Origin of the sequence: Pseudomonas chaetocerotis, from assembly GCF_015712105.2 — a bacterium.
In the GTDB taxonomy this organism is placed as follows: Bacteria; Pseudomonadota; Gammaproteobacteria; order Pseudomonadales; family Pseudomonadaceae; genus Aquipseudomonas; species Aquipseudomonas chaetocerotis.
The window spans coordinates 269,420-293,819 of sequence record NZ_JACFYX020000004.1 but is presented as its reverse complement, the minus strand read 5'-3'; the positions used below and the strand labels follow the sequence as shown (position 1 = coordinate 293,819).

Genomic DNA, 24,400 nt, shown 5'->3' with positions numbered 1-24,400 from the left:
TGCTTGGGGTGACGGCATTTCGACGATTGATGCGCAGGACCGTCTATTGGAGACATTTTTTTGTCTTCTATGGTGTCGCCATGTAGGTATAGATGGAATTTTCGTCGATGTGCAAGGTATTTCAGCGGCTTATTTTTTCCATGTTTCGTTTTGTTTCATCAAAAAAATCTTTATTCAATAAAAGCTTATAGGAATGAAAGATAACTAACGAGGCGACTGACGGTATCTTGACAATCCTATGGGCTAGGACTTAAGTCTAGTCGTGTGATCCGAGCCAAGAAGTCGACACGGCTTTCGTTCGAGAGCTCCTGCATGGGGGCGATCACCCTCGGAATCACGTTTTACCGGACGCCTGAGGCGTCTTTGACAGGGCATTTCGCCGACCCGCAATTGCACGGGTCTCACACTGCCTGATTTCTGACGCTAGGTTTCGTGCCAGCGTCAGCATAGGGACATACCAAGCACTGATTGCACGCCGATCAGCCCAGCATGTCGGTGTGGCAGCGTTTGGCCTCTATCCCGGGAACGCTCTGACGATTGCGTAATGCGCAACGGATGGGGTGGGCTGCTTCTGTGCCAGGGATTCCTTCGACTTCGCGCATTCAGCCGCTGGGCATCCGAGGTGTAAGGAAATGGCCAATTTCATCAAGTCCGATCTCGAGTTCATCCTGCAGCAGATTTTCATTGCCGAGGCGCATGCAGCCGGGCAGAGCCTGAGTGAATTGCTGCCCAATTCCCAGGTGCCCTGGGGCCTGCGTACAGTGGATGGCAGCTACAACAACCTGGTGGAGGGCCGTACCTTCTGGGGCGCCGCCGACCAGGAGTTCCTCCTGTTGCTGGACCAGCAGTTCCGCAATGACCAGGACGGCGACACCTTCGATATGAATGGCGGTGCGCCGGGCGGAGAGGTGACCAATACCGATTACGGCGCCACTGGCAATGTGGCCGATGCCGACCCGCGGATCATCTCCAACCTGATCGTCGACCAGACCATCAGCAATCCGGCGGCGGTGCAGGCTTTCATTGATATCGGGATGGGCATGCTGGCCGACGGCAGCCAGCTGGACCCGGATGGCAACCCCTATCCCGTTGGTACCGTGCTGGATCTCGACGGCGTGGCGATTCCTGCCGGCCAATCGTTATTTATCCCCAATACTGCGCCGGACGAAGGGCTTTCGGCCGGCTTCAACACCTGGTTCACCTTCTTCGGCCAGTTTTTCGACCATGGCCTGGACCTCGTCAACAAGGGCAGTAACGGCTTCGTCTTCATTGCGCTGCAGCCGGACGACCCGCTGTACAACCCGGCCACACCGCAGACCAACTTCATGGTGGTTACCCGTGCCAGCGTCGAGGTGGACGCGGACGGTAACCGTGTGCACGTCAACCAGACCACGCCGTTCGTCGACCAGAACCAGACCTACAGCTCGCACGCCTCGCACCAGGTGTTCCTGCGGGCTTATGTGCTGGTGGATGGCCAACCCATGGTCACCGGCAAACTGCTGACCAACCGCGATCTGGGCGGCGACGGCATTTTCGGCACCGAGGACGACGTAGAGCTTGGCGGTATGGCCACCTGGGGCGTGCTCAAGGCCCAGGCTCGTGACGTGCTGGGCATCGAACTGGACGATCAAGATGTCGGCCGGGTGCCGTTGTTGGCCACCGACCAGTACGGCAACTTCATCCCGGGCGCTAACGGCATGCCGCAACTGGTCACCGCCGGCGGTCTGGTCGAGGCCAGCCTGGCTGCACCCGTGGACGCTTCTCTGGCGCTGAGCACCGGTCATGGCTTCCTCGATGACATCGCTCATTCGGCCAACCCGTTCAACAGCCAGACCGGCGCGCCGCTGGTGGCCGATGCCGATGGCGTGGCCGGGGTCAACGACGGCCTGGCTGGCACCTACGACGACGAGTTGCTCGACGCCCACTTCATGGCCGGTGACGGCCGGGTCAACGAGAACATCGGCCTGACCGCCGTGCACCATGTGTTCCACGCCGAGCACAATCGCCTGGTCGAACATACCAAGGACGTGGCTCTGCAGGCCGCCGCCGATGGCGACATCGCCTTTCTCAACCAGTGGCTGTTGCAGCCGGTCGGCGCGATTCCGGCCGATCTTTCGACTCTGGTATGGAACGGTGAACGGTTGTTCCAGGCCGCCAAGTTCGGCACCGAGATGCAGTACCAGCACCTGGTGTTCGAGGAGTTCGCGCGCAAGGTGCAGCCATTGGTGGACGAGTTCCTCATCCCCAACGGTTACGATGCCACGATCAACCCGGCGATCATGGCCGAGTTCGCTCACACCGTTTATCGCTTCGGTCACTCGATGCTGACCGAGACGGTCGATCGCTTCGATCCGAGCTTCCAGAACGACAGTAGCATGGGGCTGATCGAGGCCTTCCTCAACCCGCTGGCGTTCGACGATAACGGCACGCTGTCGCCCGAAGAGGCTGCTGGCGCCATCGTCCGCGGCCTGACCCGGCAACTGGGCAACGAGATCGACGAATTCGTCACCGGAGCCCTGCGCAGCAACCTGCTCGGCCTGCCGCTGGACCTGGCGGCGATCAATATCGCCCGCAGTCGCGACACTGGCGTGCCGTCGTTGAACGAGGCGCGCGCCGAATTCTTCGCCATGACTGGCGATAGCCAGCTGCGTCCCTACACCAGTTGGCTGGACTTCGCCCTGCACCTGAAACATCCAGAGTCGTTGATCAACTTCATTGCCGCCTATGGCACACATGCCAGCATCACCGGGGTGACCTCGCTGGCGGCCAAGCGCGCTGCGGCCATGGATATCGTGCTCGGTGGCGGCGCGATCTCCGACGACGCGCGCATGGCCTTCCTCAACGGGCCGGCGGCCAGCACCGGGGTCAATGACATCGACTTCTGGATCGGCGGCCTGGCCGAGCAGATCATGCCCTTCGGCGGCATGCTCGGCTCCAGCTTCAACTTCGTCTTCGAGACGCAGATGGAGGCGCTGCAGAACGGTGACCGCTTCTACTACCTGGCGCGTCTGGATGGCCTCAACTTCCTCACCGAGATGGAGGACAACTCCTTCGCCAAGCTGGTGATGCGCCATACCGATGCGGTGCACCTGCCGGCGGATATCTTCTCCAGGCCGGGGCTGATCCTCGAAGTGAATCAGTCGGCGCAGTTCAACGACGGGCTCGGTAGCGCCGACCCGGTTGGCGACAACCCGCTGATCCCGCTGGTTATCCGCGATAACCCGGAGACGCCGGAGGTCGACACCAACTACCTGCGTTATACCGGCGACGAGCACGTGGTGCTGGGTGGCACCGCTGACGACGACGTGATGGTCGGCAGTATCGGCGACGACACCCTGTGGGGCGATGGCGGCAATGACCGCCTGGAAGGTGGCGACGGCAACGACGTGATCGAAGGTGGCGCGGGCGACGACATCATCACCGACAAAGGCGGTGACGATGTGCTCAAGGGTGGCGACGGCAACGATGTGATCCACGGCGGTAACGGTTTCAATCTGATCCTCGGCGGCCATGGCAACGACTTCATCATCACCGGTGAGGACGTTTCGGAGGTCTTCGCCGGCACTGGCAACGACTTCATCCTCGGTGCCAAGGGCAACCTGCAGACCGCTGGTAACGAGGGTGACGACTGGATCGAGATCGGCACCCAGGACGGCGCCCCCGGCGACAACCTCGAGCCGTTCTCCACCGATACCGTGAACGGCCATGATGTGTTCGTCGGCGGTCCCGGTTTCGACGAGGTGATAGGCGAGGGCGGCGATGACATCATGATCGGCTCCGAAGGCGCCGATCACTTCGACGGCAACTCTGGCTTCGACTGGGCCGCTTACAAGGACGATCAGGTCGGTGTGAAGGTCGACCTGATCGTCGACGACTTCGTCGAGCCGCCGGTGGCGCCATCCAATGCCGGTATCCTCGACCGCTTCGCCGAGGTGGAAGGCCTGTCCGGTTCGGCACATGCCGACATCCTGCGCGGCGACAACGCCGATGCTGCGCTGATCGCCCAGGCCGGTGCCCAGGGCAGTCTGCTGACTGCCGAGGGCATCGCCCGCATCACCAACCTGCAGCAGATGCTCACCGAGTTCTTCGGGGCGCCGCAGACCTCCTTCGGTAGCGGCAATATCATTCTTGGCGGTGGCGGCAGCGACGTGCTGGAAGGTCGCGGCGGCGACGACCTGATCGACGGTGATCGCTGGCTCAACGTGCGTATCAGCGTGCGCGAGAACAACGACGGTACGGGCAATGAGATCGCGTCCTTCAACAGCATGAAAGACATGATCACGCTGATGCTCGACGGCGTGTACAACCCAGGCCAGTTGGTGATCCAGCGCGAGATCCTCGATAGCGCCGATAGCTTCGACACCGCGCTGTACGGCGGGCCGCGCGAGAACTACACCGTGACCACGCTGGCCGGCATGACCATCGTCACCGACAACGTTGGCGACGAAGGTGTCGACCGCCTGCTCAATATCGAGCGCATCCAGTTCGCCGACAGCGCCTTGGTGCTGGTCGGCGGCCAGTTCGTCGAGGAGGTGGCCGGTACCCAGCAGGGCGGCAACTTCTCGCCCACCGGCGCGCTGCAGATTCTCGACGTCAATGGCGACCCTGTCGATGCACCGGCCATGGGCCAACTGCTACGGGTTTCCGCCGCAGGCGTCGGCGACGAGGACAATGGCAATGGTCTGATCAATGGCCGGCCGGTCAGCTATGTCTGGCAGTTCGAGGCGGATCCAGGCTCGGGCATCTTCCAGGATATCGTCGAAGAAGGCGGTGCGCGGCCGTCCACTCAGGATGGCGTCTCCTATCGCGTCAGCCCCAACCTGGACGGTCTGGCGATTCGCGTGATCGCCATTTACCAGGACGATAACGGCGTGCTGGAGCGGGTGGCCTCCGTGGCTACCGACCCGGTAGCGGGCGGTGAACTGCCGCTGCCGCCAGCTCCGCTGCCGGTGGAAAGCGACGTGGTCAGCCCCGGCAATGGCCTGCGGTTGATTCGCTCTGACCTGCAGTTCATTCTCGACCAGATCATCATCGCCGAGCGCCATGCCGCCGGCGAGGAACTGATGGACATCATCCCCAACTCGCGCCTGCCCTGGGGCCTGCGCACGGTGGATGGTACGTTCAACAACCTGGTCTCCGGGCAGGAGCACTTCGGTGCGGCAGATCAGCCGTTCCCGACCTCGACGACGCAGGACTTCATCAACGACCCCGATGGCGACACCATCGACTTCAATGGGCCGGGCATCCCGGGCGGTGAGTTCAGCAACGGCAACTATGCCTACGATCCGGCCGATGTGACCAACCCGAACGATCCCACCGCGCCCTGGAACGTGGTGGATGCCGATCCGCGGACCATCTCCAACCTGATCGTCGACCAGACGATCACCAATCCGGCGGCGGTACAGGCCTATGTCGATGCCGGCCTGGGTACTCTGGATGTCAACGGTGTGCTGCTGGATCTCAACGGCCAGCCGATCCCGGAAGGTATGCCGCTGTTTATCCCCAACAGCGCGCCGGACGAAGGGCTGTCGGCCGGCTTCAACTCCTGGTTCACCCTGTTCGGCCAGTTCTTCGATCACGGCCTGGACCTGGTCAACAAGGGCGGCAACGGCACGGTGTTCATCCCGCTGCAGCCGGACGATCCGCTCTATGTCGAGGGCGGCTCGACCAACTTCATGGTGCTGACTCGGGCCACCAACCAGGCAGTGCTCGCCGGTACGGACGGTGTACTCGGCACGTCGGACGATGTGCATGTGCATGTCAACCAGACCACGCCATTCGTCGACCAGAACCAGACCTACACCTCGCATGCCTCGCACCAGGTGTTCCTGCGTGAATACGCCATGACCGACGAGGGTCCGGTGGCCACCGGGCGCCTGCTCAATGGCGCCGATGGCGGCCTGCCGACCTGGGCCGAGGTCAAGGCCCAGGCGCTCGACATGCTGGGCATCGTGCTTACCGATGCCGATGTGGTGAATGTGCCGCTGCTGGCTACCGACCAGTACGGCAAGTTCATCCCTGGCGCCAATGGCTACCCGCAGTTCGTCACCGGCGGCGGTCTGGTTTCCGCTCAGCCGGGCGGGGTGGCAGTACCTCCTGACGTCGTGCGCACCAATCACGCCTTCCTCGACGATATTGCGCATAACGCCAACCCCATCAACAGCCAGACAGGCGCGATGAAGACCGCCGATGCTGACGGTATCGTTGGCCTGACCGATGACCTGGGTAATCCTGTGTCGTCCAATCTGTTCTTCGACGACGAGCTGCTCGATGCCCACTTCATCACCGGCGACGGCCGCGGCAACGAGAATATCGGCCTGACCGCCATCCACCATGTGTTCCACGCCGAGCATAACCGCGTGGTGGCGCATACCAAGGACGTGGTGCTGGCCTCCAACGATATCGACTTCATCAACCAGTGGTTGCTGGAACCGGTCAATAGCCTGCCGGGCAGCCCGGATGGGTTGGTGTGGAATGGCGAGCGACTGTTCCAGGCCGCGCGTTTCGCCACCGAGATGCAGTATCAGCACCTGGTATTCGAGGAGTTCGCGCGCAAGGTGCAGCCGCAGGTGGACGTGTTCTTCAACGCCACCCAGGTGTACGACAGCACGTTGAATCCGGCAATCATGGCTGAGTTCGCCCACGTGGTGTACCGCTTCGGCCACTCGATGCTGACCGAGACGGTGGATCGCTTCGATCCGAACTTCGTCTCCAGCGAGCTGGGGCTGATCGAGGCCTTCCTCAATCCACTGATGTTCAACCAGCTGAACAATCCGGACTTCGATCCGTTACAGCCGGTAGGGCCGGGTAATGAACAGTACATCAGCGTCTCGGCGGAAGAGGCCGCCGGCGCCCTGGCGCGCGGCATGACCCGGCAGTTGGGCAACGAGATCGACGAGTTCGTCACCGAGGCCCTGCGCAACAACCTGCTCGGTCTGCCGCTGGACCTGGCCACCATCAACCTGGCACGCGGTCGCGAGACCGGGGTGCCGTCGCTCAATGCGGCGCGCCAGGAGTTCTATGAAATGACCGGCGATAGCCAGCTGAAGCCGTATACCAGCTGGATCGATTTCGCCATGAACCTCAAGCACCAGACCTCGCTGGTCAACTTCATCGCTGCCTACGGTACGCATGCCGCCCTGCTGGCACTCGATGTCGATACTCTGGCCGAGAAACGGGCGGTGGCCTTTGCCCTGGTATTCGGCGGCACGGCATTGATCGATGACGGTACGCCAGAAGGCCGTTTGTTCGACGCGGACGCCGAAGGCGTCGATCGCATGGCCTTCCTCAATGGCCCGGCGGCAACCACCGGGGTCAACACGATCGACTTCTGGATTGGCGGCCTGGCCGAGAAGATCATGCCCTTCGGCGGTATGCTCGGCTCCAGCTTCAACTTCGTCTTCGAGACGCAGATGGAGGCGCTGCAGGATGCCGACCGCTTCTACTATCTGGAACGATTGGCTGGCCTGAACATGCTCACCGAGATGGAGAACAACTTCTTCTCGCGCATGGTCATGGCCAACACCGATGCCACCCACCTGCCGGGAGATATCTTCTCCACGCCGGGCTTTATCCTCGAGGTGAACCAGGCTCAGCAGTACACCGGCCTGGGCGTCGACGGGCGTGCCGATCCGGATAGCGGCGACCCGCTGCTACCGGAAGTGATTCGCGGGCCGAACTTCCTGCAGTACAACGGCGACGAGCACGTGGTGCTCGGCGGGACCGAGAGCAATGACACCCTGATCGGCAGCATCGGCGACGACACGCTCTGGGGAGACGCCGGTAACGACCGTCTGGAAGGCGGCTTCGGTAACGACTTCCTCATGGGCGGTGCCGGCGACGACATCATCACCGACATGGGAGGTGACGATGTGATCCGTGCCGGCGAAGGCAACGATGTGATCCATACGGGCAATGGCTTCGACCTGGTGATGGCCGGCCACGGCAAGGACTTCGTCATCTCCGGCGAGGACGGTACGGAGATCTTCGGTGGGCCGGGCGATGACTTCATCCTCGGCACTCGCGGCAATGAGGCGCAGTTTGGTAACGAAGGCAACGACTGGCTGGAACTGGGTGGTCCCGACGGCAACGGCGGCGACAACTTCAGCGAGTTCGGACTGGACGATGTGATCGGCCACGACGTGTTCATCGGTGAGTTCGGCATCATCGACCGCATGGACGGCGAAGGTGGTGATGACATCATGTTCGGCAACGGCGGCGAGGGTGACCGCTACGTTGGCGGCTCCGGCTTCGACTGGGCGGGCTTCCGCGACGATCCGTTCGGGGTCAACGTGGACTTCCGTCTGCGCGCCTTCGACGAAACGCCGGTGGCACCGTCCGATGTATCGGTGCTGGCGCGCTTCGAGTTCATGGAAGGGCTGTCGGGCTCGCAGCATGCCGACATCCTCAACGGCGACGACCGCGACGCCACGGCCATTGCGCTGTCCGGCGCCTACGGCAGCGTGCTGAGCGACGACTATATGGACATGGTCGACGGCTTGCGGGCGTTCATCAACGAACTGGCCGATCCGTTGACCAGCCTCGGCGAGGTCACCTCCTTCGGCGCGGGCAATATCATCCTCGGCGGTAACGGCAGCGACCTGATCGCCGGTAACGGCGGCGACGACCTGATCGACGGTGACATGTGGCTCAACGTGCGCATCAGCGTGCGTGAGAACAACGATGGTAGCGGCGCAGAGATCGCCAGCTTCAACAGCATGGTGCCGATGATCCCGCTGATGCTCAACGGCACCTACAACCCGGGACAACTGGTCATCGTCCGCGAGCTGATGTCCGGCACGGTCGACCCGGATGACCTCGGGCAGTCCTTCGATACGGCGGTCTACTCCGGGCTGATGTCCGAGTATGAAGTGCTCGAGTGGGGCGATGGCCTGTTCGGTGTACGCCACGTTGGCCCGGATGGTTTGGACAACGATGGTGACGGCCTCCTCGACGTGGTCGGTGCCGATGGCGCGGACATGATCCGCAATATCGAGCGCATCCAGTTCAACGACCAGGTCATGGTGCTGGTCGAAGGGCGCAACGCCGAGGTAGAAGGTGCGCTGCGCATCAGCGATGGCTCGCCCAGCGTCGGCCAGGTGCTCAGTGTTTCGGCAGCCTGGGTAACGGACGGCGACAACGTCAGCGCCAGTAACCTGGGTGGTTCGATCACCGGCCCCATCAGCTACTACTGGCAAGTGGACCCCGAGGGCGACGGCACCTTCGAAGATATCGTGACGGAAAACATCGGCGGCGAAGCTGCCCGTGCCACCGGCCCGAACTTCACCGTGACGCCTGAGTTCGAGGGGTTGGCCCTGCGCGTCAAGGCGATCTACAAGGACGCCCACGGCGTGCTGGAAACCGTGCTCTCGGCACCGACCAGTTTGGTCGTGCAAGGTGGCGATCCAAACGATCTGCCGGTGGGTAGCGTGTTGCTCAGCAATCTGACACCTGTCACCGGTCAGCAGATTGAAGCAACGCCTGCGTTCACTGATGCGGATGGGCTTGATGGCGTCGAGCTGCACTATCAATGGCAAGTTGGTGATGGGCAGAGCTTCGCCAACATACCCGGAGCCAACAGTGTGACCTTCCTTCCCGGTCAGGCGCTGGCCGGTCAGATGCTCCGCGTCGTTGTCAGCTACAACGATAACGGCAACACGCTGGAGTTCGTCACCTCGTCCGCAGTCGTTCTCGGTCTCGGTGCAGTAGGCACCGAAGGCAACGATGTGATGATCGGCACGCCGGGTGTCGATCTGCTCGAGGGGCTGGGCGGTAACGACAGCCTCTTCGGGCTGGCCAACAACGACATCCTCGATGGCGGTGCCGGCAATGACCTGATCGATGGCGGCGAGGGCGACGATCAGATGATCGGTGGTGCCGGCAATGACACCTTTGTGGTCGATAGCTTGGGCGATGAGGTGATCGAGCAACTGGGTGGCGGTACGGATACCGTGCTCACGACCCTGAACAGCTACAGCCTGGGCGATAACCTGGAAAATCTGGCGTTCGTCGGAGAAGGGGACTTCAACGGCAGTGGCAACGATCAGGACAACCAGGTGGCAGGCGGAGCCGGCAATGACAGCCTCAATGGCGGTGGCGGAAACGACATGCTCCAGGGTGGTGCCGGCAATGATCTGCTCGATGGTGGCGTGGGCGCAGACAGCATGAGCGGTGGTGGTGGCGACGATACCTACAGGGTGGATAACTTCGCCGATCAGGTCATCGAGGCGGCCAATGCCGGCAACGACAGCGTGCGCACCACGCTGGCCAGCTACGTGCTGGGCGCCAACGTGGAGAATCTGACCTTCATCGGTGCGGGCCCATTCGTTGGAACCGGTAATGCGCTGGCCAACGTGATCGAGGGGGGCGACAGCAACGATACGCTCAACGGCGGCGGCGGCAATGACACCCTCGTCGGTGGTTTGGGGGCCGATATCCTCATCGGCGGAGCGGGCAACGATACCTATGAGGTCGACGATGCTGGCGATCAGGTGGTGGAGGGCGCCGGAGGCGGTACGGACCTGGTTCGCACCACGCTGGCCAGCTACACCCTGGGCGCCAATGTCGAGCACCTGACCTACCTCGGTACGGATGCCTTCAGTGGCACCGGTAATGGCTTGGCCAACACCCTCATCGGTGGGATTGGCGATGATGTGCTCAACGGTGGCGCCGGCAACGATAGCCTGCAGGGTGGCGATGGCAGCGACCTGCTCGACGGCGGTCTCGGCAACGACACTATGGCCGGTGGTGCTGGAGACGACAGCTATCTGGTCAATGCCACAGGCGATCAGGTGGTCGAGGAGGTGGATGGCGGTACCGATACGGTCAGCACGACGCTGGCCAGCTACACCCTGGGGGCCAATGTCGAGAACCTGATCAAGATCAATGGCGGCAACTTCACCGGTACCGGCAACGCTTTGGTCAACCATATCGTCGGCGGCAGCGGCAATGACACGCTCAACGGCCTGGCCGGCGATGATGTGCTGGATGGTGGTCTGGGCAACGACACCTTAAATGGTGGCACGGGCGACGACCTGATGACCGGTGGTGCAGGGAACGACACCTATGTGGTCGACAGCCTCGGCGACCAGATAGTCGAGGAGGAGGACGGTGGCACCGATACCGTCCGCACCACGCTGAATGCCTACAACCTCGCAGCGGTTCTTGAGCACCTGACCTTTATCGGCGTGGGTAACTTCGTCGGTACGGGTAATGCTCTGGCCAACACCATCACTGGCGGTGCGGGTAACGATGTGCTCGATGGTGGGGCGGGCGTAGATCGGATGGTCGGTGGCGCCGGTAACGACTTTTACTACGTCGACAATGCCGGCGATGTGGTGGTGGAGGCGGCAGGCGCTGGCATCGACACGGTGTACTCGGGCCTGGCCAATTACACCCTGAGTGCCAATGTCGAGAACCTGATCCATGGCGACGTTGGCAGCACTGTGGCCAACGGTAATGCGCTGGCCAACGTGATGCAGGGCAATGTGGGCAACGATGTGCTCAATGGCCTGGGCGGTAACGACACCCTGCAAGGTATGGATGGCAACGATACCCTCAACGGTGGAACGGGTAACGACCTGCTCGAAGGTGGCGATGGCGACGATACGCTGCTTGGCGGTGCCGGCAACGACACCTTGAACGGTGGTGACGGTGACGACTTCCTCGACGGCGGTACGGGTAACGACAGCATGAGTGGTGGTGCTGGCAACGATACCTATGTGGTCAATGCGGTCGGCGATCAGGTGATCGAAGAGGTCGATGCGGGCATCGACACGGTGCGCACGACGCTGGCCAGTTACACCCTGGGCGCCAATGTCGAGAATCTGGTCAAGATCAACGGCGGCGCTTTCACAGGTAATGGTAATGAGCTAGCCAACCAGATCGTCGGCGGTACGGGCAGCGATGTACTCAATGGTCTGGCTGGGGATGACGTCCTGGAGGGCGGTGCCGGCAACGACACGCTCAACGGTGGCGAAGGTGACGACCTCATGACCGGTGGGGTCGGTAACGACACCTATGTCGTCGACAGTGTGGGTGACCAGGTTGTAGAGGGTGTTGGTGCAGGAACCGACACGGTGCGCACCACGCTGGCCAGTTACACCTTGGGCGATAACCTGGAGCATCTGACCTTTATCGGCGCAGGGAACTTCGCCGGTACAGGTAATGCCCTCAACAACACCATCACTGGTGGTGCAGGAAATGACACGCTGGATGGTGGGGTGGGCGTCGATCGCTTGGTCGGTGGTGCGGGTAACGACAGCTACCACGTCGATGTCGCTGGGGATGTAACGGTCGAGGCTGCCGGCGGTGGCATCGATACGGTGTACTCCAGCAGCGCCACCTATACCCTGAGAGCCAATGTGGAAACCCTGGTGCATGTCGGAGCCAACGGTACCAATGCCAACGGTAATGGCCTGGCCAACATGATGTTCGGTGGCATCGGCGATGACACGCTCAATGGGGCAGGTGGCAACGATGTGCTGTATGGCGGCGAAGGTAACGACACCCTGATAGGGGGGGCCGGTATCGATCTGCTCTACGGCGAGGCCGGCAATGACACCCTGCTGGGCGGTGACAGCATCGATCTGCTGGAGGGTGGCGAGGGCAACGATGTGCTGAACGGTGGCCTGGGCAACGACGTGATGACCGGTGGATCGGGTGATGACGTCATCAATGCCAGTCAGGGCAACGACATCCTGGTGTTTGGCCCGAACTTCGGCAACGACACCATCATCGGCTTCGATGCCAATCCGGCTGGTGGCCAGGATCTGCTGAACATCGCGGCCTTCGGCCTGACGCTGGATACCTTCGGCAGCCGGGTTGCCATCGATGATGCTGGAAACGACACGGTCGTGACCATCAATGGCGTCGATGGCGGCACTATCACCCTGGTCGGAGTCGTCAACCACACTACGGTGACGGCGGCGGACTTCCAGTTGAGTTGATTCGAAAAGCCTGGTGCCTGGCTCTGTCCAGGCACCATGGCGACAAGGGTATAAACCTTGAGGGGAGCATATTCGATGAGTGACAAGATCAAGGTGGGCATAGTCGACGACCATCCAATGCTGCGTCAGGGGGTCGCTGCGACCCTGGGCCGGGTCGAGGACTTCGAGGTGGTGGAGCAGGGCGGTTGCGCCGACGAGGCGCGGGAAATTTCCGCGCGCTGTCAGCCCGATGTGCTGCTGATGGATGTCAACATGCCTGGCGATACCTTCGCTGCGGTGCGCGCCATCAGCAAGGCGCAGCCGAAGGTCAAGGTGCTGATGCTGACGGTGTCCGAGTCCGAGGACGATGCGTACTCGGCCCTGGAAGGCGGTGCTCAGGGCTACGTGCTGAAGGGGGTCAGTGGTCCCGAGCTGATTCAGGCGATTCGCACCGTGGCCAAGGGTGAAACCTTCATTACCCCGGCGCTGGCGACACGGCTGTTGAGCAACTTTCGCAAGCACCAGACCGAGCAGCGCGGGGTAGACCTCACTCACCGCGAAGAACAGATCATCCGTGAAGTCGCCAACGGCCTGACCAATCGTGAGGTGGCGGCCAAGCTGGGGTTGAGCGAGAAGACGGTGAAGTACTACATGACCAACGTGATGCAGAAGCTGCATGCGCGCAATCGCGTCGAGGCGGTGGCAGCTGTGCGCCGCTATTGGGAAAGCCACAAGACCTGGACCGTGGGCATTGGAGCACCGTGAAGGTACAGGCCCTAGCGGTTATCGTCGTCGCGTAAATCGAACCTGGCCGTGACCCGGGTACCTTGCCCGGGGGCCGATTCGAGCTCGAACGTCCCGCCCAGAGACTCCACTCGATAGCGCATGCCTACCAGTCCCAGGCGCGAGCGATGTGACCCTGTCGCGGCCTGAAGAGCCTGATCGATGCCCGCGCCAGCATCCGCCACCTGTACCTCCAGCACGCCCTGCCTGCACTCCGCGCTGACCCACTGCCCCTGGCCGCCAGCATGGTGGAAGGCGTTGTTCAACGCCTCCTGTACCAGGCGATAGATGCAGATCTTGTAGGGCAGACTCAGCGATTCGGGTAACTCGCCGAGTTCCAGTTGCACCTTGGTTTCGCTGCGTTGCTCATGGCGTTGCACCACCAGTCTGAGCAGCTCGTGCAGATTCAGCTCGTTGATTTCCGGCAGGGCCAGGCCACGGGAAATGCCGCGAATCTCGCGCAGGCTTTCCTGGGCGGCGTTGCGGATCGTCTCCAGAGGCTCGCTGGTCGTATTTGTCGACAACGCCGCCAGCTCATCCAGACGCAGCAGGATCAGGGTCAGGAGCTGCGCCGGGCCATCGTGCAGGTCAGCGCCCAGGCGTCTGTGGGTCAGCTCATTGATCGTGGCGAATTCCTGGCTGGCGGTGGCGATGCGTCGCTGCAGGGTGTCATTTTGCTGGTGCAGCGCCAATTGTGCATGCATCTGCTGGCGCAACACTGTCTGCTGTTTGCTGATGATACGGTCACCGTGGCGGACGATGAGAAACAGCAGCACCAGCATGGCCAGGGTCGCAGCGGCGATGATCGCCCAGACCTGCAGGTGAATGCTGTCTATCTCGTGCTCCATCTCGTAGAACTCGCCGATAGCGATGATCTTGCCGCTACCGAACTCACGCAGCGGCACATAGGTTTCGTAAAGCGGCCGGCCAAAGCTGCGCTCGTAGGCATGCTCGTCATGATCCAGCGGGCTCAGACGGGTTACCACCTTGCCTTGCATGGCCTCGGCGATGGGCCCGGCAGGGTGATAGTAGAAAACCGGGCGTTTGCTGGTGCTGTAGACGTTGCGTCCGTCGGGCAGCCAGATCTTCACCGAGAGGATGTGCTGTTTGAGCGAGGTGTCTTTCATCAGGTTGTCGATGGCTTGCACGCTTTCGGCTTTCAGCGTGCTGGCCGAGGCCAGTTCCTGCACATATTCATCCAGATACGCCTCCATATAGATGGCCGCGCCTTCGCCGGCGCTGTGTGCGGCTGCAAGCTTGATCTGCTGGCTGACCAGGTTGCCCACGAAGGCCATGCTCACGCCCAGGATCAATGCGGCGAGCAGGATGAACTGGGTCGAGCGATTGAGCCCGGCAAGCGGGTGCCAGAGGCGCTGCGGCCAGGTATCGGGCGACTCGACCATGGTCTGATCTGCAGGCTCGACGAAAGTCTTCGAATTTGATTCGACCTTTGCCTCTGTGGTCATTCGCCTTGCTCCCCGATGATGGTGACAAGCGCTTTGGGCAGGCAGTCGACGCAATCAGTCGACGCCTGTCTCAACAAGCTAGTCCAGGATGCGCTGCGAGGTGGCTTTTATAGCGGTTACTGCCTCGACTGGAGTAGCGACGATGCCCTAGAGCGGTGCCGGCATCGGCTGGACCTCAGCTTGACCTGGCCCCCCGCAGGGCCCTTGCAGTCGAGTGTGAGCGTGCTGGAGTCGCTGCGCAGGAGAGGGCGCGCAACGTCGAGCGTGCTCATCCGGGAAGGTAAACCATGATTTTGCGCCTCGTTGTCAGAAGTCGATCGGTGAACAGTCCAGCCGATCCGTTCGCGCTGCGTTTTCACGGACCACCACCACCCTGAATGGTCGGCGAGCTCCGAACTCGCCACCTGTCGCGGGGTGTGCGGCGCAGTCGCCTGCCACATCCCCTCTCTTCTGTACTTGTCCGCCAACGTCCGACCACGCCGTTGCAATGTTGCCGTATGCATGTGGTTTTCCTGACCTGAACGTCAGTTGTACTCAGCATTGAGGGAACAAAGATGGCCACTCTAACCGTCAATCAAGCCGATCTTGTATTCATTCTCCAGCAGATCAAGATTTCCGAAGCCCATGCCGCCGGTGAGTCGCTCTATGACCTGGTCGGCAACCCACTGTTGCCCTGGGGCCTGCGCACCGTCGATGGCACCTATAACAATCTGGTTCCGGGCCAACAGTACTATGGCTCGGCCGATCAACTGATGCCCCGCCTGCTCGATCCGGTATTCCGCGATGCAGAAAATGGTATCGATGGCCCGGGCGCTCCTCCCGGTTTCCCCACTGGCAGCCAAAGCACCAGCTATGCCCAGACCAACGGCTACGTGGTCGACTCGCAGCCGCGCACCATCAGCAACCTGATCGTCGACCAGAGCCTGGGCAACCTGGCGGCAGTGGTCGCGGCGCTGGATTACGCAGGCTCGGAAAATTCCTATGCCGATGCGTTGCTGGTGATGCAGGCGCACAACGAGTTGAAAGCGGCCGAAAGCGCCGCCGCCGGTAACAGCGCCCAGGTACAGGCCAGCGCTGCTACGTTGGCCGCGTCCACGGCTGCTGCTCAGGCCGCCAGCACGGCGGCTGCGAGCGCCCAAACGCTGGCTGACCAGGATGCTCAGGTCTATAGCGATGCGCTGGCAGTGGTCGCCAGCGCGGTGGAGGTGCAGAGCCTGGCTCTGCAGGCGTATGTGGCGGCCATTGGTACGCCGGACGAAGGCACCGCCCAGGCAGCCTTCCTCAGTGCAGCGATCGCTACAGCCCAGGCTCAGGCTGATGCCAATGCCAAAGCCACGGTGGCCGCCGAATCTGCTGCTGCCGCGCAGGCTGCCAACCAGCTGGAACAGGAAGCTGCCACGCAACTGGCCAGCGACACGGCCGCCCACCAGGCCGTACTGGCTGAGGCTGCTGCCGACGATGCCGCAGTCGTTGCCGCTTCGGCGGCGCTGGATACGCTGCTGGACGAGTTTGGCATCGTGGTGGAGAACGGCACCGTAGTGATCCCCAATGTCGCCCCGGACGAAGGTCTGACCGCGCCTTTCAACTCGTGGATGACCCTGTTCGGCCAGTTCTTCGACCATGGTCTGGATCTGGTCAACAAAGGTGGCAGTGGCACCGTATATATCCCGCTACAGCCAGACGACCCGCTGTACGTCGAGGGTTCGCACAGCAACTTCATGGTGCTCACTCGCGCTACCAACCAACCCGGGGCAGATGGCGTTCTCGGCACGGCGGACGATATCCGCGAACACACCAACCAGACGACGCCCTTCATCGACCAGAACCAGACCTACACTTCGCACGCCTCGCATCAGGTGTTCCTGCGTGAGTACGTAATGGTGGACGGTAAGCCGGTGGCTACCGGGCATATGCTCGACGGCCAGAATGGCGGCCTGGCCACCTGGGCCGATATCAAGGCGCAGGCGCGCGAGATGCTCGGCATCGACCTCACCGATGCCGACGTGACCAACGTGCCGCTGCTGGCCACCGACGAGTACGGTCAGTTCATCCGTGGTGAGAATGGTTTCGCCATGCTGATCATGCCCGGCAATCCGCCGGTTCAGGTGGAGGGCGATCCGGACAATCCCATCAGCACCCAGGGAGCCGTGCGCACCGGCCATGGCTTCCTCGACGATATCGCCCATAACGCGGTACCGGTGATAGCCGGCGGCCAACTGGTGGCCGATGCCGATGAGGTGGCTGGCAATGCTGTTGCAGTCAACCCCATGACCGGACGTAACCTTGAGTACGACAACGAATTGCTCGATGCCCACTTCATCACGGGTGACGGCCGCGGCAACGAGAATATCGGCCTGACTGCGGTGCACCATGTGTTCCACGCCGAGCACAATCGTCTGGTCGAGGCCAACAAGCAGACGATTCTCGATACTGGCGATCTGGCCTTTATCAACGAGTGGCTGTTGCTGCCGGTGAGCGAGGTGCCGGCAAGTGCCGATGGGCTGATCTGGAACGGTGAGCGCTTGTTCCAGGCCGCGCGTTTCGTCAACGAGATGCAGTACCAGCACCTGGTGTTCGAGGAATTCGCTCGTACCGTGCAGCCGTTGGTGGACGTGTTCGTCTTCTCCAACACCGCAGACATCGATCCGGCCATCGTTGCCGAGTTTGCCCATGTGGTGTATCGCTTCGGTCACTCCATGCTCAACGAGACGGTGGCGCGTCTGGATAACAGCATGCAGTCCAGCGACATCGGCTTGATCGAGGCCTTCCTCAACCCCATCGAGTTCACCCAGGGTGGCACCCTCAGTGCCGAACAGGCCGCCGGCTCGATCATCCGCGGCATGACCCGGCAGACCGGAAACGAGATCGACGAATTCGTCACCGAGGCGCTGCGCAACAATCTGGTCGGCCTGCCGCTGGACCTGGCGGCGATCAATATCGCCCGCGGTCGCGATACCGGAGTGCCCTCGCTGAACAACGCCCGTGCGCAGTTCTACGAGATGACCGGCGACAGCCAGCTCAAACCTTATGACAGCTGGCTCGATTTCACTCTGAATATCAAGACACCGGCCTCGATCATCAACTTCATCGCTGCCTATGGCACGCACAGCAGCATCACCTCGGCCATCACCCTGGAGGACAAGCGCGATGCCGCAATGGCCCTGGTGCTGGGAGGAACGGGCGCACCGGCGGACCGCGATGACTTCCTCAACGCACGCGGCGAGTATGCCGTGAACAAGGGCGGGCTGGATCTGGTGGACTTCTGGATCGGCGGGTTGGCCGAGCAGAACATGCCGTTCGGCGGCATTCTCGGCTCCACGTTCAACTTCGTCTTCGAAGTGCAGATGGAGAACCTGCAGAACGGTGATCGTTTCTACTACCTCAGCCGTACCCAGGGCATGAACCTGCTCAACGAACTGGAAGCCAACAGCTTCGCCGCCCTGGTGATGCGCAACACTGACCTGGGCGACCCCAACGCCTCGCACTTGCCGGGGGCGCTGTTCCAGCGTGTGGACTACATCCTCGAACTGGACATGAACCGTCAGCAGTATGCCGATCCGGTGGGCAGCAACCCGGTCCTCAACGCCCTGGCGCCGCTGGTTATTCGTGACAATCCAGCCACAGCAGGACCGGACAGCAATTACCTGCGCTACACCGGCGATGCCCATGTGGTGCTGGGTGGCACCAACGGTGATGACATCCTGATCGGCGGGGCAGGCGACGATACCTTGTGGGGCGACGGCGGTAACGACCGGCTGGAAGGTGGTTACGGCATCGACCATATCTTCGGTGGCGCTGGCGACGACATCATCACCGATATCGGTGACGCCGACGTGATCCATGGCGATGACGGCAACGACGTGATCCATACCGGTCCCGGTCTTGACCTTGTGTTCGGTGGTGCTGGCATGGACTTCATCTATGGCGGGCCGGACGGTAAGGAAATCTTCGGCGGACGTGACAACGACTTCATCTTCAGCGGCGACGGACCCAGCTTCATCCTCGGCAACGAAGGCGACGACTGGATGGAGGGCGGCGCCGGTTTCGACACCTTGGCCGGCGACAACTCGGAGTTGTTCTTCAACAGCCCGATCATTGGTCACGACGTGATGATGGGGGGCGGCAACGACAATGACTACGACGGCGAGTCCGGCGACGACATCATGGTTCAGGGCGCCGGCATCCATCGTAACGAGGGCATGTGGGGCTTCGACTGGGCGATCCACAAGGGCAATAGCCTGGCGGCCTATTCCGATCTGAACACGCCGATCTTCGCCACCGACTTCGAAGACATCCTGCGTGACCGCTTCGATCAGGTCGAAGGGCTGTCCGGCTGGATTCACGACGATCAGTTGTTCGGCGACGACCGCGTGGATGACATCGCGGCTGGTGAGAACTCGTTGTTCAATCACGAGCTGACTCTGTCCGGGATGAACCGTATCGCCGGGCTGGAGGCCGTGCTCGGGATGATGGCCGAACCACGCGACAACCCGCACGATGCCTCCGACCCGGTGGTGTTCAGCGGCGGCAATATCCTGCTCGGCGGCGGCGGCAGCGACGTTATCGAGGGGCGTGCCGGTAACGACGTGATCGATGGCGATGCCTGGCTCAATGTGCGCATCAGCGTGCGCAGCACGCTCGACCCGAGTATCGAATTATTCAGTGTCGATAGCATGAAGGAGATCCAGGCGCGGATGTTCAGTGGTGAGATCAACCCGAGTCAGCTGCGCATCGTGCGCGAGATTCTCGATGGCAATCAGGAGGGCGATATCGACACCGCGGTGTTCAGCGGCGCGTTTGCCAACTACGAGATGATCGAGACGTTCGACGGCACCGGCAGCTATCTGGTGGTGGATAACGTCGGTACCGACGGCTCCGACCTGATCCGCAATATCGAACGGCTGCAGTTCGCTGACCAGGTGGTCTGGTTGATTGATCGGCCGGCCGAGGGCACGGTATCGATCAGCAACATGATGCCGGCCGAGGACGAGATGCTGCTGGCTGCCGCCACTGTCAGCGATCCCAATGGCACCGAGTTCGCCGTTCTCAGCTACGCCTGGCAGGCGCTGGTGGCCGGTGAGTGGGTGCAGGTCGGTACGGGGCAGAGCTTCCAGCCCGGTGACGCCCAGGTCGGCTTGCCGCTGCGTGTGGTGGTCAGCTTCAACGACGACTGGGGCAACCCGGAGAGCCTGGTTTCTGCGGTCACCGCGCCGGTGCTCAACGTCAACGATGCGCCCACCGGGCTGCCACAGCTCAGCAACGCCTCGCCCAGCGTCGGCCAGGTGCTGATCGCTTCCGCCGCGCAGATCGCCGATGCCGATGGTCTGGTCGGGGCGACCTTCGCCTACCAGTGGCAGGTCGGCAGCGGCGATAGTTTCAGCAATATCGCCGGCGCCACCGCGCAGTCCTTCACCCTGACGGCGGCTCAGGCCGGCCAGCAGGTGCGGGTGCAGGTCAGCTACACCGATAACCGCGGCAGCTTCGAGTCGCTGACCTCGGCGGCTACCGCGGTGGTGGCCAGTGCGGTGATCATGGGCACCAATGCGGCCAATACGCTCAATGGCACCGCGCTGGACGACCATATCCTCGGCCTGGGCGGCAATGACGTGCTCAACGGCCTGGCCGGTAACGACATCCTCGACGGCGGCGCGGGCAACGACACCCTGGATGGCGGCCTCGGCGCCGATGTCATGCTCGGTGGTCTGGGCAACGACATCTATATCGTCGATAACCTCGGCGATCAGGTGATCGAGGCAGTCGGCGCCGGCACCGATACGGTGCGCACCACGCTGCTCAGCTATGGCTTGGGCGAGAACCTCGAGCACCTGACCTTTATCGGCAGCGGCAATTTCACTGGTTACGGCAACACCTTGGCCAACACCATCACCGGCGGCGCGGGCAACGATGTGCTCGATGGCGGTACCGGAATCGACCGTCTGGTCGGTGGGGCGGGCAACGACAGCTACTACGTCGACAACCCCGGCGATGTGGTGGTCGAGGCTGCTGGCGCAGGGGTCGATACCGTCTACTCCACCAGTGCCAGCTTTACCCTGGGCGCCAATGTGGAGAACTACGTGCATCTCGGTGCCGGTGCAGCCAATGCCTCGGGCAATGGTCTGGCCAACCAGATGACCGGTGGGACGGCCGCCGACATCCTGCGCGGCCTGGGCGGCGCTGATGTGCTCAGCGGCTTGGGCGGCAACGATACCCTCTACGGCGGAGCCGGTGCCGACAGTCTGTTGGGAGGCGAGGGGGCCGATACCCTGTTCGGCGAGGGTGGCAACGACATCCTCGACGGCGGCGACGGTGACGACATCCTCGATGGTGGTGCCGGTAACGACAGCGTGATCGGCGGTGTCGGCAACGACACCCTGTACGCCAATCAGGGCAACGACATCTTCATGTTCGGGCCCAACTTCGGCAACGATACCATCATCGGTTTCGACGCCAACCCGGCAGGAGGGCAGGACCTGCTCAATATCGCGGCATTCAATCTGACTGCCGCGACGTTCTCCAGTCGCGTGTCAATCGCCGATGCCGGCAACGATGTGTTGGTGACGGTCAACGGTGCAGATGGCGGCAGTATCCGCCTGGTCGGTGTAATCGATCACACCAGCGTGGCCATCACCGACTTTCAGTTGGCATGAGGTGGCGTGATCCCTGGCGTTCGGATCATGCGCGGTAAGCCAGGGTCGGCGCCAGGTTGACTGCGGAGCATCGCCTGCGGGGGCGGTGCTTCGTGGTCTTCTTTTCAGGTGCGAGGGAATATCGCAAAAAGTTGCGCTGGGACGCATGTCGAGTTCCATTCGCGTGGTAATGTAATACGCAGTTACATTTACCCACCTGTGTTTATGGAGTTTCCATGCCGATCAAGGATTCGATCCTGGCAGCCGTGCTGGCTGCTGTCCTGCCGTTCACCTGTGTTGCATACGCCAATCCCGAGACCGAGCCAGAAAATGCTGTGGTCGGTGAAGAGGTCATCGAGACCGAGGACGCAGCGCAGTTCATCAGTCCCGAAGAGTTTGTTGCCAGCCTGGAGTTCAAGACCGGTCGCGTCGTCCTGGGCAACGATCTTGCTACCCTCAATCTGCCCGATACCCTGGTGTTTCTCGACGGCGAGAACGCTCAACGTCTGCTGGTCGATGGTTGGGGCAACCCACCGGATGACGTCCCGCCGCTTGGCATGATCCTGCCGGCTGGCGTATCGCCCTTGGCCGACGAATCCTGGGGTGTGACGGTCGAGTACGAAGACAGTGGTTACGTGTCCGACGAGGACGCCGCCGATATCGACTACGGTGACATGCTCGAGGACATGCAGGCCGACATGCGTGAGGCCAACACCTGGCGTGAAGAGAACGGCTACGAGGCCGTGCAATTGGTCGGCTGGGCTGCCGAGCCGCACTACGATGCCGAAGGCAAGAAACTGCACTGGGCCAAGGAGCTGAAGTTCGGCGACAGCGACGTCAATACCCTGAATTACAACATTCGCGTGCTGGGTCGTAAGGGCGTGCTGGTGCTGAACTTCGTCGCCAACATGGATCAGTTGGCGGAGATCGAGGCCAGCGTGCCGGCTGTGCTGGCTGCGACCGAGTTCAACCCGGGCCAGCGCTATGCCGAGTTCGATCCGGATCTGGACACCGTTGCCGCATACGGCCTCGGCGCGCTGGTAGCCGGCAAGGTTGCTGCCAAGACCGGTTTGCTGGCCATGTTGCTGGTACTGCTGAAGAAGTTCTGGTTCATCCCGGTGGTGGTGGGTGGCTGGCTGTTCAAGCGTATCGGTCTGCGCAAGAAGCAAGATCCGGCCGAAGCAGTGAGCGCACCTGCCGCAACCGCTGCCGAGGCCAAGCCACAAGAGCCAGGGCAAACGGTGATGGATCTGAACAAGCCGGATGATGCGGACAAACGCTGAGTTCAGTCCGTAGCCCGGATGCAATCCGGGGGCTCTTTCGCACTATTGCCGAATTGCTTCCAGGCTACGAAAACGCCGCGAACCCTGCAGAGGGCTCGCGGCGTTTTTCGTTGCGGCTTGAAGTCTTACTTGGACAGGTACTTCATCCCGTCTTCCAGCCCCTGCAGGGTCAGCGGGTACATGCGATCTTCGATCAGTTCGCGCACCAGGCCGGTGGAGGCGGTGTAGTTCCAGGTGTCCTTGGGGTAGGGATTGATCCAGATGATCTTCTTGAACTTCTCGGTGAAGCGCTTCATCCAGACGTAGCCGGCTTCCTCGTTCCAATGCTCGACGCTGCCGCCGGCCTGGGTGATCTCGTAGGGCGCCATGGCGGCGTCGCCGACGAACACCACCTTGTAGTCGGCGCCGTACTTGTGCAGCAGGTCAATGGTCGAGGTGCGCTCGCTGGTGCGACGCATGTTGTTCTTCCACACGCTCTCGTAGATGAAATTGTGGAAGTAGAAATACTCCAGGTGTTTGAACTCGGTCTTGCAGGCCGAGAACAACTCCTCGCAGACCTTGACGTGGGCATCCATCGAGCCGCCGATGTCCAGCAGCAGGAGGAGCTTCACCGTGTTGCGGCGTTCCGGACGCATCTGGATGTTGAGCAGGCCGCCGTCTTTGGCGGTGTGGTCGATGGTGCCGTCCAGGTCCAGCTCCTCGGCGGCGCCCTGACGGGCGAATTTGCGCAGGCGGCGCAGCGCGACCTTGATGTTGCGCGTACCCAGCTCGACCTGGTCGTCAAGGTTCTTGTACTCGCGCTGATCCCACACCTTGGCGGCCTTGCCCTGGCGCTTGCCGGCATCGCCGACGCGAATGCCTTCCGGGTTGTAGCCGCCGGAGCCGAACGGGCTGGTACCGCCGGTGCCGATCCACTTGTTGCCGCCGGCGTGCTTTTCCTTCTGCTCCTCGAGGCGCTTCTTGAACTCCTCGATCAGCTTGTCGAGGCCGCCCAGGCTCTGGATCTGCGCCTTTTCTTCATCGCTCAGCAGGCGCTCGAATTCCTTGCGCAGCCATTCCTCGGGGATCATCGCCTCGATATGTTCGTTGAGGTTCTCCAGGCCCTTGAAATAGGCGCCGAAGGCCCGGTCGAACTTGTCGAAGTGACGTTCGTCCTTCACCAGGATCGCGCGCGCCAGGTAGTAGAACTCGTCCATGTCGGCGAACACGACGTTGTGTTTGAGCGCGTTGATCAGATCGAGCAGCTCGCGCACCGACACCGGCACTTTGGCCGCGCGCATTTCGTTGAATAAATTGAGCAGCATGGCTGCGCCCTC

Annotated in this window: 6 protein-coding genes; 4 read left to right on the top strand and 2 right to left on the bottom strand. The window is 61.9% G+C overall.

Annotation, left to right across the window (positions count from 1 at the left end; all coding sequences use genetic code 11):
• Nucleotides 1-632 precede the first annotated feature (632 nt).
• Both H3221_RS09575 and H3221_RS09570 read left to right on the top strand, forming a co-directional pair.
• Nucleotides 633-12,947, top strand: coding sequence for a peroxidase family protein (locus tag H3221_RS09575; protein ID WP_196473994.1), 12,315 nt, complete (start codon nucleotides 633-635; stop codon nucleotides 12,945-12,947).
• A 75-nt stretch (nucleotides 12,948-13,022) separates the two neighbouring features.
• Nucleotides 13,023-13,691 (top strand): response regulator, encoded by a 669-nt coding sequence (locus H3221_RS09570; protein WP_160016788.1) that lies wholly within the window; start codon nucleotides 13,023-13,025, stop codon nucleotides 13,689-13,691.
• Nucleotides 13,692-13,702: 11 nt separating this feature from the next.
• Here the strand turns inward: H3221_RS09570 and H3221_RS09565 are convergent, their stop codons facing one another.
• On the bottom strand, nucleotides 13,703-15,175 hold the full coding sequence (locus H3221_RS09565; RefSeq protein ID WP_196473995.1) for a sensor histidine kinase: 1,473 nt from the start codon (nucleotides 15,173-15,175) through the stop codon (nucleotides 13,703-13,705).
• A gap of 554 nt (nucleotides 15,176-15,729) precedes the next feature.
• Between H3221_RS09565 and H3221_RS09560 the strand changes: the two genes are divergently transcribed.
• The gene (locus tag H3221_RS09560) at nucleotides 15,730-21,822 is read left to right on the top strand and encodes a peroxidase family protein (protein WP_196473996.1); all 6,093 of its coding nucleotides are present in this window, start codon (nucleotides 15,730-15,732) and stop codon (nucleotides 21,820-21,822) included.
• A 215-nt stretch (nucleotides 21,823-22,037) separates the two neighbouring features.
• Nucleotides 22,038-23,084 (top strand): DUF2167 domain-containing protein, encoded by a 1,047-nt coding sequence (locus H3221_RS09555; RefSeq protein WP_196473997.1) that lies wholly within the window; start codon nucleotides 22,038-22,040, stop codon nucleotides 23,082-23,084.
• A 125-nt stretch (nucleotides 23,085-23,209) separates the two neighbouring features.
• Here H3221_RS09555 and H3221_RS09550 read toward each other — a convergent pair whose 3' ends face one another.
• Nucleotides 23,210-24,388 (bottom strand): vWA domain-containing protein, encoded by a 1,179-nt coding sequence (locus H3221_RS09550; RefSeq protein WP_196473998.1) that lies wholly within the window; start codon nucleotides 24,386-24,388, stop codon nucleotides 23,210-23,212.
• Nucleotides 24,389-24,400: the final 12 nt, after the last annotated feature.

Excerpts from the sequence above, each read along its gene's own strand:
- H3221_RS09575 (WP_196473994.1), top strand. The coding sequence starts at position 633 with ATGGCCAATTTCATCAAGTCCGATCTCGAGTTCATCCTGCAGCAGATT.
- H3221_RS09570 (WP_160016788.1), top strand. The coding sequence starts at position 13,023 with ATGAGTGACAAGATCAAGGTGGGCATAGTCGACGACCATCCAATGCTG.
- H3221_RS09565 (WP_196473995.1), bottom strand. The coding sequence starts at position 15,175 with ATGACCACAGAGGCAAAGGTCGAATCAAATTCGAAGACTTTCGTCGAG.
- H3221_RS09560 (WP_196473996.1), top strand. The coding sequence starts at position 15,730 with ATGGCCACTCTAACCGTCAATCAAGCCGATCTTGTATTCATTCTCCAG.
- H3221_RS09555 (WP_196473997.1), top strand. The coding sequence starts at position 22,038 with ATGCCGATCAAGGATTCGATCCTGGCAGCCGTGCTGGCTGCTGTCCTG.
- H3221_RS09550 (WP_196473998.1), bottom strand. The coding sequence starts at position 24,388 with ATGCTGCTCAATTTATTCAACGAAATGCGCGCGGCCAAAGTGCCGGTG.